This is a genomic window from Granulicella sp. L46 (genome assembly GCF_009765785.1).
GTDB lineage: Bacteria > Acidobacteriota > Terriglobia > Terriglobales > Acidobacteriaceae > Granulicella.
Map to the genome: position 1 here is coordinate 259,662 of NZ_LMUT01000025.1, position 9,897 is coordinate 269,558.

General features: G+C 61.1%; 9 protein-coding genes and 1 pseudogene. 5 read left to right on the forward strand and 5 right to left on the reverse strand.

The features are described 5' to 3' along the window. Window positions 1-435, reverse strand: a pseudogene (locus GSQ80_RS23165) (hypothetical protein); the annotation flags it as partial. A 98-nt stretch (window positions 436-533) separates the two neighbouring features. On the opposite strand from GSQ80_RS23165, the gene GSQ80_RS21110 reads away from it, so the two are divergent. The 3 genes from GSQ80_RS21110 (at window position 534) to GSQ80_RS21120 (ending at window position 3,923) form a co-directional block, all read left to right on the forward strand. Next, complete coding sequence (locus GSQ80_RS21110; RefSeq protein ID WP_158789625.1) at window positions 534-1,064, forward strand: YfiT family bacillithiol transferase; 531 nt, start codon at window positions 534-536, stop codon at window positions 1,062-1,064. Window positions 1,065-1,228: 164 nt separating this feature from the next. Continuing rightward, window positions 1,229-3,007 carry a hypothetical protein gene (locus tag GSQ80_RS23540; protein ID WP_371315749.1) on the forward strand — a complete coding sequence of 593 codons (1,779 nt, stop codon included), beginning with the start codon at window positions 1,229-1,231 and terminating at the stop codon, window positions 3,005-3,007. A gap of 55 nt (window positions 3,008-3,062) precedes the next feature. Beyond that, window positions 3,063-3,923 carry an aldo/keto reductase gene (locus GSQ80_RS21120; protein ID WP_158789626.1) on the forward strand — a complete coding sequence of 287 codons (861 nt, stop codon included), beginning with the start codon at window positions 3,063-3,065 and terminating at the stop codon, window positions 3,921-3,923. A gap of 89 nt (window positions 3,924-4,012) precedes the next feature. Here GSQ80_RS21120 and GSQ80_RS21125 read toward each other — a convergent pair whose 3' ends face one another. Together GSQ80_RS21125 and rpmE are read right to left on the reverse strand one after the other, a co-directional pair. Next, window positions 4,013-5,272: a tRNA-dihydrouridine synthase gene (locus GSQ80_RS21125; RefSeq protein WP_158789627.1), complete on the reverse strand. Its 1,260-nt coding sequence runs from the start codon at window positions 5,270-5,272 to the stop codon at window positions 4,013-4,015. A 127-nt stretch (window positions 5,273-5,399) separates the two neighbouring features. Beyond that, window positions 5,400-5,645, reverse strand: coding sequence for a 50S ribosomal protein L31 (rpmE, locus tag GSQ80_RS21130; protein WP_158789628.1), 246 nt, complete (start codon window positions 5,643-5,645; stop codon window positions 5,400-5,402). A 348-nt stretch (window positions 5,646-5,993) separates the two neighbouring features. Between rpmE and GSQ80_RS21135 the strand changes: the two genes are divergently transcribed. Both GSQ80_RS21135 and GSQ80_RS21140 read left to right on the forward strand, forming a co-directional pair. Then, the gene (locus GSQ80_RS21135; RefSeq protein ID WP_158789629.1) at window positions 5,994-6,758 is read left to right on the forward strand and encodes an ATP-binding protein; all 765 of its coding nucleotides are present in this window, start codon (window positions 5,994-5,996) and stop codon (window positions 6,756-6,758) included. Window positions 6,759-6,793: 35 nt separating this feature from the next. Further along, window positions 6,794-7,333, forward strand: a complete 540-nt coding sequence (locus GSQ80_RS21140; RefSeq protein ID WP_158789630.1) for a DUF2393 family protein — start codon at window positions 6,794-6,796, stop codon at window positions 7,331-7,333. Window positions 7,334-7,533: 200 nt separating this feature from the next. Here GSQ80_RS21140 and kdsA read toward each other — a convergent pair whose 3' ends face one another. Continuing rightward, window positions 7,534-8,367, reverse strand: coding sequence for a 3-deoxy-8-phosphooctulonate synthase (kdsA, locus tag GSQ80_RS21145; RefSeq protein WP_158789631.1), 834 nt, complete (start codon window positions 8,365-8,367; stop codon window positions 7,534-7,536). A 137-nt stretch (window positions 8,368-8,504) separates the two neighbouring features. Further along, window positions 8,505-9,785 (reverse strand): beta-propeller fold lactonase family protein, encoded by a 1,281-nt coding sequence (locus GSQ80_RS21150; RefSeq protein ID WP_158789632.1) that lies wholly within the window; start codon window positions 9,783-9,785, stop codon window positions 8,505-8,507. Window positions 9,786-9,897: the final 112 nt, after the last annotated feature.

Genomic DNA, 9,897 nt, shown 5'->3' on the forward strand with positions numbered 1-9,897 from the left:
TAGCCGGCCATTGGCCAGGGCGAGGAAGCCCCACCCCTGTTGCCGCAACAGCGTGCGTTTCCCCTTCCATGTATTGGAAGTTTCTCCCGGAGGATTCGTCAGCCAATAGCCCGCGAACGCGAACGTCTTATGCAGCGTCGCCATGCTTGCGTCGCCGGGATAATCGTTGCTATCGAAGCCGCGGAAGCCTCCAGCGACGGCACCGGTAACGGGGGTTGGATTCGCGGACGGAGACGACGCTGCCGTCGTCGCTTTGTCTCCGCCGGGCATAGCGCCGCTGCCGTGCGAACAGCCGCTGGCGGAAATGATGGCAAGTGCAAATCCGAGACTCCGAAACGCAAGCCGCATGTTCTTATCCCCCAACTCGTACTTAATTGTTCGTACCCTCGAATCCTCAACCTCAGAGTACATGGACTTGGATGTAATTTCGGTCACGGCGGGCGACGCGATCCGATTGTTATGTTTCGTCTACAATCGCAGTGACACATCGGGTTAGGCTTTGCGGTTTCCATCTCGAAATCAAGGATTTACACATGCCACCAGTGGCTGACCCACGTTACCCCGTCGGCAAATTCACGCCGCCTGCAACCATTACGATCGCGGACCGCAAGTCGGCGATCAACGCTCTCGAAAAGATGCCGGAGTATCTGCGCAGCGCCCTGCGCGACCTCGACACCATTCAGCTGAACACCCCTTACCGCGAGGGTGGATGGTCCATCCGGCAGGTAGTGCATCACGTCGCAGACTCTCACGGCATCGCCTTTTACCGCCTCCGCCGCGCCCTCACTGAGGACTGGCCCACCGTCCACGGCTATGACGAGAAGGCCTTCGCAACTCTCGCCGATTCCGTCGCGCCGGCAGAGTGGTCCGTGGAATTGATTGAGGCTATCCACGCTCGCTGGGTGCTCGTGCTCCACTCCCTTACCGAGCCGCAGTGGAAGCGCGGCTATAAACATACCGAGCGCGGCCCCTGCACCGTCGAAGAAGTGGTCATACATTACGCCTGGCACGCCCGCCACCACCTCGCCCACATCACGCACCTCCGCGCCCGTAAGGGGTGGTAGCTTTAGCGCGCTGATCCTGCGCACATCGCTGCGACAGCGATGGTGCTACCCTTCGGTTCATGCGCCCGCCCAGAGCTCCTTCCGCGGATCAGCAACCCGCCCAGGCCGCCGGTCACATTGCCCAACAGATAGAGGAATTCCTCGCGCTCCATCCCGAGGCTGCCGTGCTCGAAGACGGCAAGGTCATCTTCGATCTGCGCTCCGCCAAAGCCGCGCTCAACACCGATCATGAACGCTGCACGCTTCACCTGTGGAGCGAAGAGCGCAACCTCGTCCGGCAGATCGTCTCGGTCACGGAACGATCCGAGACCCTGCGCCTCGCCACGCAACGCTTCGGCCACGCGCAGAGCAAGCTGCTGGAACTGGTGGCGTCGCGCGAGCGCAGAACGCCGACCACGCGCGAGACCGCCCGCCAACGCTATGTGCAGACGCTCGAACGTGCGCTCACGCGCGAATTCGCGGATTGGAGTTGCGAAGGCTTTCGCACCGCAATGGACCTGGAGCGCAGCTTCGGTCCCGCCTACACCCGCGGCTCTTTGTTGCGTGGCACCGCCGCCTGGGCCGTGATCGGCGTCAACGAGCAGGAGAGCGCCACCACCATCGACGGCATCCTCACCCTGGGCATCCTGTGGTTGCATCATAGCCGCGAGCAGGCAGACGGGCGGCGGCTCTACCAGGGCCTGAAGGTAATCATCCCGCGAGGCGCTGCCACCCTCACCCTCTCGCGCATGGCATGGCTGAACGACGAGGCAGCAAAGTGGGAGCTCTGGGAGTTCGAGCAGAGCAGCGAAGAATTGACGCAGCGCGACGCCAACGATCAGGGGAACCTGCGCACCCGCTTGGTCCATCTGCCCGATGAGCAAGCCGCGCGCGAACGTTTCGCCGCAGGCATCGAGCAAGTCATGCAGTTGGTGCCCGTGAACGAGCACGATCGCGTGGAGCAGCGCCTGCGAAATACTGCAGAGCTTGCATTCCTTCTGCATGGCATGGAGTTCGCGCGCGTCCGGATTGGCCTTGCGCCCAACAGCTTTGCGCAGACACTCGAGGTCACGGCTGGCGTTGGCCCCAATGAAACTCCTCTGATAGCACAGAATCGCGCGCAACTCGCGGAGATAGTTGCCGAGCTGTTTGCGCGTCGCCGTGCGGTCGAGCCCTCGGGCGTCTTTGCACGACGTCCAGCGCCGACTCTGCGCCGGATTGGCTCGCCCATGACTGCCTCTGCGCACGCACGCATGCAGGGAAGGCCGCGTGGCAGCATCGGCACGGCCGCTCAGGATCCGCTCTATCGCGCCGCACCCGAGCGCTGGCTGGAATCGATGCTGCGCCAGGATCTCGCACCGCTCACCCGCAGTCTTGCGCCGAACCCGCAACCCTCCCGGCAGGGGAGGCGCGAACGTTTCGAAAGCGAGATGGACCCGGATTCCATCGGCAACCGCGCCGACGAGGTCCCTTCCGCGCAAGAGGTTGACGGCAATCAATTTCGGCCAGCAGTCGAAGAAAGCCGCGTTATTCCGCGCCTCGACGCGCAGCATGTGTACTCGCAGGTGCCCGCCATTGCCGGCGCCGGCGACCATGGTCTGCTCGATCTGCTGGGTGTCACCGCCGACGGACGGCTTGCGGTGATCGAGCTGAAAGTCGACGACGATCTGCACTTCGTCATGCAGGGGCTCGACTACTGGATTCGTGTGCGGCAGCATCACCTTCAAACCGCCGACACGGCCACCGGCCTCGGCGAATTTCAGCGCCACGGCTACTTCCGCGGAGTCGAGCTCTCCCCGCTCCCGCCCCGGCTATACCTCGTCGCGCCGTCATTGCATATCCACCCCGCGACCGAAACCCTCCTCCGCTACCTTTCGCCGCGCGTGGAATGGAATTTGTTAGCGCTTGATGAACGCTGGCGGCAGCAGATTCGCGTGGTCTGGCGCAAACAGAGCGGTCGCTAAAACCCTGCATCGCGTGGCCCACAAAAGCCATCCAAACAATTGAAGGAGATTCACGATGGCGACCGCGACGGCTATTAACAAGACATTTAAATTGGGTAGCGAGCTGGAGATTCACCGGCTCGGCTACGGCGCGATGCGCATTACAGGCAAAGGCATTTGGGGCGAGCCAGACGATCGCGAGAACGCGAAGAAAGTCCTGCGCCGCGCCGTCGAACTGGGCGTGGACTTCATCGATACGGCCGACAGTTATGGCCCCGCCGTCAGCGAACGCCTCATTGGCGAGGCGCTTGCGCCATATGCGAAGGGCACGGTGATCGCAACCAAAGCCGGCCTCACACGGCAAGGCCCGGACAAATGGCTGCCCGTCGGCCGCCCAGAGTATCTCGAGCAAGAGGTAGAGATGAGCCTGCGCTGGCTCAAGCGCGACCAGCTCGATCTCTGGCAGCTCCATCGCATTGATGCGAAGGTGCCGGTGGAAGATTCTCTTGGCGTCATCAAGAAGCTGCAGACCGCGGGCAAGATTCGCTTCGTCGGTCTGAGCGAGGTCACCGTCGACGAGATCAAACAGGCACGCAAGGTAATCGACATCGTCAGCGTGCAGAATGAGTACAACATCTCCAATCGCAAGAGTGAAGCGGTGCTGGAATACTGCGAGCGCGAAAAAATTGCCTTCATCCCCTGGTTTCCCGTGGCGTCCGGAAAGCTCGCTGCGCCTGGCGGCAAGCTCGACGAGCTTGCGAAAAAGCATGGAGCCACGGTCTCGCAACTCTCGCTGGCGTGGCTGCTGCACCGCTCGCCCGTTATGTTGCCGATCCCCGGAACATCCTCTGTTGAGCATCTCGAAGAGAATGTAAAAGCCGCCGACGTAACCCTGAGCGACGCGGAGTGGCAGGAGTTGGAAGCTGCCGCGAAATAGATTCAGTGCGCCCGCGGCTCATGGTGATGGGCCGCGTACGCAGCTGGGCCGTAATGATCGAGGCACCGCAAGGAGCCTGGGCCAAACGGTTAGCCCATCCAGGCGGGAGCGGCGTGAAGCTCTCTGTCCGGCTCCGGAGGGAACGAATCCGGAGCCGCGTCGCGGTTCGTAAAGAACGCCTCGACCTTGTCGATGACCTGCGCACCGCGTTTAGCTTCGAAGATCTCCCGCCGCAGTGTGGCACCACCCGGGACGCCGTGTGTAAACCAGCTCGCGAACTGCTTCATGCGTCCAATGGCATCGCGTTGCGCGCTCTCGTGATTGCGCTTCAGCCGCTTTGACAGATCATCGTCGGCCGGTCCCAACACCTCTGGATGCTCCGCAACTTCGGCCATCAACCGCTCAAAATAATCCCGAATCATGCGATAGCGATCCATGTCGGTCGGCTTGTCGTAGACCCCTGCACCGGTGCTTTGCTTCGACGCCGTGTACTGCGCAATCTGCCGAAAGATCCAGGGATTCGCAGGTGCGGCACGGCCAATCATGACCGCATCACAGCCGGTGGCCTCGACCATCGCTGCCGCATCCTCGGGCGTTCGAATGTCGCCATTGCCAATCACGGGAATCGTCACCGCGTCCTTCACCGCAGCAATCCACTCCCAGCGCGCGTCGCCGGAGTAGCCCTGCTCGCGCGTCCGTGCATGCAGTGCCACCGCATTCAGGCCGCAATCTTCGGCCATCTTCGCCAGCTCCACGCACACAATGTTGGAGTCGTTCCAACCCATCCGAAACTTAACGGTGAAGGGAATCGAGACGGACTTGCGTACTTCTTCGAAGATCTCGCGAATGCGCGGCAGATCGCGCAATAAACCACTGCCGCCATTACACGAGACGACCCTCTTGGCCGGGCAGCCGAGATTAAGATCCACCAGGTCGAACCCCGCATCCTCGCAGATCCGCGCCGAGTCGGCCAGCGTAGCCGGGTTCGATCCAAACAACTGCGCGGAGATAGGATGCTCGTCTTCGTAGTACGTCAGGTAGCGCTTGCGCTTGGTCTCGCGCATGCGGCTCAGACCGTCGGCGGAGGTGAACTCCGTCATAATCAGCCCACACCCGGAGGTCTCATTGGTCGTCTCAACATCGACGTCGGCAGACTGCGCAGGATTGGTAAACATGCTCGCGTTCTTAATGAAGCGGCGGAACACGGTATCCGTAACGCCGGCCATCGGCGCCAGCACGGTCGCCGGCGCGATGCGCACGCCTCCGATGTGCAACTCCGCGGGCACACGCGCGTTATGAGGCATCGCGCGCGCTGCAGTAATTGCCGAGTTGTCCCATTCCTTCTTCATGTAAACGTCGTTTGGCAAAGTTTTCTAATCTAGCGAGGAGTGCAGGGTCGTGTCAGCAAGAAGAAAGGCCTCCGCGCATTGCAGAGGCCTCTCGGTTTTGTTTTGCGCGAGAGTCACTTCGCGGCTCTTACTTCGTGTCGTTGGCAGCGATCTCGGCCTTCTTGGCATCGGTCGCGGCAAACTTGCGACGGAAGCGCTCGATACGGCCGGCGGTGTCGACCAACTTCTGCTTGCCGGTAAAGAACGGGTGGCAGGCAGAGCAGATTTCCACCACGATCGCGCCCTTGTGGGTCGAACGTGTGTCGAATTCGTTACCGCACGCGCACTTCACGTGGGTCTCTTCGTACTGGGGATGAATAGCTGTCTTAGGCATTTTGTTTCTTTCTAGCATTCCCGCCGCAGAACGGTTCGCTTGCACACTGCCATTGGGCTAATCCGCGTCTCGAAAGACCGTTTAGCGGGGCTGGCGTACATCGATGTTCCTGTCGCGCTGCGAGCTTGGGCCCCGACTCCCGGGGCTTCAGGCGCTCCTACTAGTTTACCACCAACGTCAAATTCAGCCTAAGTTCCTCACACGATAGCCGCTTAGCTCCCCCTAGCGTGCCGCACCCGCCCGCACGGCTTTCCTCACCCGGAACCCGATTCGCACAGAAGCACCGCAGCGACCGGGGCTGCGATACTAGACAGGCCGCATGTTGTCGCTCCGCGGAGAAAGATACCCATGCTGGAAGAGTTTTGCCCCATCTGTGAAGGCGCCGGTCTACGCGTCATCGAGCGCGCCGACGGAACCCGGGCCGCCGTCCCCTGCGACTGCCGGGTGGCCAAGCGCTCCACCCGCATGATCCAGCAGGCCCGCATCCCCCAGCGCTACGCCGACTGTACGATCGCAAATTACTTTACAAACCAATCGAATGACTCTCTCGCTCAAGCCAAGCGAGACACACGTCGTTTTATCGATATGTACCCATTGGAAACCGACGGCAAGGGCCTACTTTTTACTGGAAATATTGGAGTCGGTAAAACTCATCTTGCTGTCGGAGTTCTTCAATCACTTATCGCTGACCGCGGCGCCCGGGGCATCTTCTTTGACTATCGAGACCTACTTAAGAATCTGCAAAATTCTTACGAGAGGAAAGTCGATCAAACCGAGCGAGACATTCTTGGACCCGTCCTGGAGGCGGACGTTCTTCTTCTTGATGAGTTTGGAGGGTCCAAGCCAAGTGACTGGGCCTCCGACACGATAGCTCATATCATCAACACTCGATACAACGAGCGCCGCTCCACCATTGTGACGACCAACTATCCCAACTTGCCGCCGGCAGCTGTGGTGGAGAGAGACGCGTGGGCGGCGATGCGCCCGGACACGCTTGGCGACCGTATTGGCGAACGCATGCGCTCGCGCCTTCAGGAAATGTGCGTAGTGATTGAGATGAAGGGCGACGATTACAGGCAGACCACAAACCGCGCCAAGCTTTCAGCGGTTTAGTCGTCCATCAAACCGGCAGTATAGAATCGGCAATCATGCAGCCTCTCGATCCGGACACCAAGCCATCCTCGACACTCTTCACCGATCCGGCCCCGGCCCGAAGCTTTCCCACCGCGGCCGTCGCCATCGCTGCGGTTGCAGTCATCATTCTCGTCGCCGCACTTGTGCTACTTGAACGTCGCGGGCCAGCCCCCTCGCCCCACACGCTGCAGCCGACCGCGGCCTACGCCTCCAGCCTTCCGGTGAGCAACCTGCAGATGAGCGAATCCACCAGCATGTCCGGCGGCAAGCAAACCTATATCGAGGGCCACATCGCCAACCATGGAACCCAGACCGTCACGGGCATCACCGTGCAGGTAGTCTTCGCCAACGATACCCACATGGCCCCGCAGATCGAGACCGGCCCACTCAACCTCATCTACATGCGTCAGCCCTACGTGGATACGCGTCCCGTCAGCGCCTCGCCCATCGCTCCGGGCGCTGAGGCCGACTTTCGCCTCATCTTCGACGATGTCAGCGATAACTGGAATCAGCAGCTTCCCGAGATCCGCATCACGCAGGTCGAAAGCCACTAAGCTTGCGCCCAAAGAAAACTTAAAAAGAATCTGCTTTTGTTCCAATCCACCCCAAATTCCCGTGCGTACCTACTCCAGCGGAGTCTCCGCTGCGAGTTCGATGTCTGTCTTCGCCGACATCCCAAGGCTCTCCAAAGGAGAGAATCACGGCAGCTTGGCCCCCAGCGATGGGGGCCCTTTTTTGCGTGGCTTGTAGTCGCCTACGCCTTTGCCGCGGCGTGAATCGCCAGCAGCTTCTCCAGCGTAGGCTTCAGTAAATCCAAATGCAGGGCGTTCGCGCCATCCGACTTCGCCTCCGCAGGATTGTCATGGACCTCCAGAAACACTCCGTCGATCCCAGCCGCCACGGCTGCCCGCGCCAGCACCGGAATAAACTCCGGCTGCCCGCCCGAAACCCCATTGCCGCCGCTCGGCGTCTGCACCGAGTGCGTGCCATCGAAGATTACCGGCGCATACTCGCGCATGATCGGCAGCGAGCGCATGTCGACGACCAGGTTGTTGTAGCCAAAGCTGGCCCCCCGCTCCGTCAGCGAGATGCGCGTGTTGCCCGAATCGCGAATCTTCTCCACCGCATGCCGCATGTCCCACGGAGCGACGAACTGCCCCTTCTTCACATTGATGGCGCGGCCCGTCTTCGCTGCGGCAATCAGCAGGTCCGTCTGGCGGCAAAGAAACGCGGGAATCTGCAGCATCGCGTCCACCGACCCCAACGCATCGCTGACCTGCTGGCACTGCTCGGGAGTGTGGATGTCGGTCAGCACCGGCAGCTGGTTAGCCTCGCCCACGGCTCGCAGAATGCGGCAACCCTCCTCCAGTCCCGGCCCCCGGAAGCTGCGGATCGACGTCCGGTTGGCCTTGTCATAGCTGGCCTTGAAGATGTACGACACGCCCAGATCGGAGGTAATACGTTGAATCGCGTCGGCCAGCTTGCGGGCGTGCGGCTCGGACTCGATCACGCACGGGCCGGCGATCAGAAACAGCTCGCCACTGCCCACCGTGACGTTGCCGAGGAGGAAGCTCGAGGAATGAGGCATGCCTCTAGAATAGCTGACCTGCTGGCACCAACGGCGGCCTGCAGAACTGCCGTCACCACCCTGGCCGCCTGTCGTTGCAAAGAGAAGAGCCCGGCCATTGGCCGGGCTCTTCTCTTTCGTACGAATTGCCTTCGAGGTTAGGGTTGAGTCGACTGCGACGCGTGCGGTCCGTTTGGCACCGAGACCACGCAGATAGGCTGCGTGACCGCGGGGAAGAACGACGTCGCGACCGCGGAAAGCGCTCCAGTATTCGGGCTCAGCTGACCGCCCGAGATCGTCGCGTCCAGGAAATTCGACGTGTAGAGATAGATCCCCAACGCCGGCTCAACGGTCACGCAGGTCGGACCGGTTGCGGTCGTGAAGTTGCTTCCCGCCGACGCGCCCAGCGCTCCATTCGACAGGTTGAGCGAGTACGAGCTAACCGTCTGCGAGTTGTAATTCGCGACATACACATACTTGCCGCGCGGCTCAATGGTGATCGCTACGGGGAATTGTCCCGTCGCGAACGGGCTTGTAACCAGTCCGGTCAGAGCGCCCGACGTGGTATTGGAGATCCCATACCCGTAGACCTGGTTCTGCGCCTTATCTGTCACATACACATACTTGCCGGTCGGGTCGATGGCGATAGCGCTGGGCGAAACGCCCGCGCCGAATCCATTCTTCGGGTTCGTGCCCGTGATCGGCGTCAGCGCACCGGTTCCAGGATTCTCGACGAAGCCCAGAATTGTCGCCTGAGCGGAGGCAACCTCCGCATCCGCCACGTAGACGAAGGACTGGTTGATGCCGTTGTCTGTCGAGCTGCCGGAGCCCAGAATGACGCAGTTCGGGGTGCCGCCGCCGCCCAGTGCCGGGGTTGCCGTGCAGGTAGGTGCCGAGGCTGCAATTGCAACCGGATCATTGCCCACGTTCACGTTGCTGGGAGTGCCGAGGCTGCCATCCGAGTTGATCGGGAAGATTGCCACGCCGCCAGGACCGGGGGCGTTCGGGCCAAATCCGTTCTGGTAGGTGTAGGTGACGTAAAGATAAGTACCCGTGGAATCAATAGCGGCAGCCGTGGGGTAGGTTCCGCCCGAAGGCATGTTCGCCCCGGTTCCGCCGTAAAGCTTTCCGTCCGAACCAACCGGCATTGCCTGAACCTGCGCCTGCTGGCTTCCGCCAATGACGTAGATCGTCTTCCCATTCGGCGCAGCAATCACGGTGGAGGGGTTCGTAAGATTCGTAGAGAACGGGGAACCGCTGATCTGGGTCAGGACACCGCTCTGAAAGTCGACCGCATAGGCGCTGATCTGTCCGTTGCTGTTGGACACGGCGTAAACATAGTCCGACGTGTAGTCGCGGATGCAAGCGGTGGTTCCAAACGCGATTGCCACCGAGACGACTGCTGCCATGGCAATACGGCTGATTGTGTTGAACTTCATGCGTTTCCCTTACATCGGGCATCGATCGGCCCGTCTTTGAATACCAGCCCGAAGGCCGGAGTGTGAAGTCTGCCGGCGGGGCCGACAGGCCCCGCCGGGAAATCGTCAACCG

Bases quoted from the DNA above. Each gene is read 5' to 3' on its own strand.
- GSQ80_RS21110 (WP_158789625.1), top strand. From the start codon at position 534: ATGCCACCAGTGGCTGACCCACGTTACCCCGTCGGCAAATTCACGCCG.
- GSQ80_RS21120 (WP_158789626.1), top strand. From the start codon at position 3,063: ATGGCGACCGCGACGGCTATTAACAAGACATTTAAATTGGGTAGCGAG.
- GSQ80_RS21125 (WP_158789627.1), bottom strand. From the start codon at position 5,272: ATGAAGAAGGAATGGGACAACTCGGCAATTACTGCAGCGCGCGCGATG.
- rpmE (WP_158789628.1), bottom strand. From the start codon at position 5,645: ATGCCTAAGACAGCTATTCATCCCCAGTACGAAGAGACCCACGTGAAG.
- GSQ80_RS21135 (WP_158789629.1), top strand. From the start codon at position 5,994: ATGCTGGAAGAGTTTTGCCCCATCTGTGAAGGCGCCGGTCTACGCGTC.
- GSQ80_RS21140 (WP_158789630.1), top strand. From the start codon at position 6,794: ATGCAGCCTCTCGATCCGGACACCAAGCCATCCTCGACACTCTTCACC.
- kdsA (WP_158789631.1), bottom strand. From the start codon at position 8,367: ATGCCTCATTCCTCGAGCTTCCTCCTCGGCAACGTCACGGTGGGCAGT.
- GSQ80_RS21150 (WP_158789632.1), bottom strand. From the start codon at position 9,785: ATGAAGTTCAACACAATCAGCCGTATTGCCATGGCAGCAGTCGTCTCG.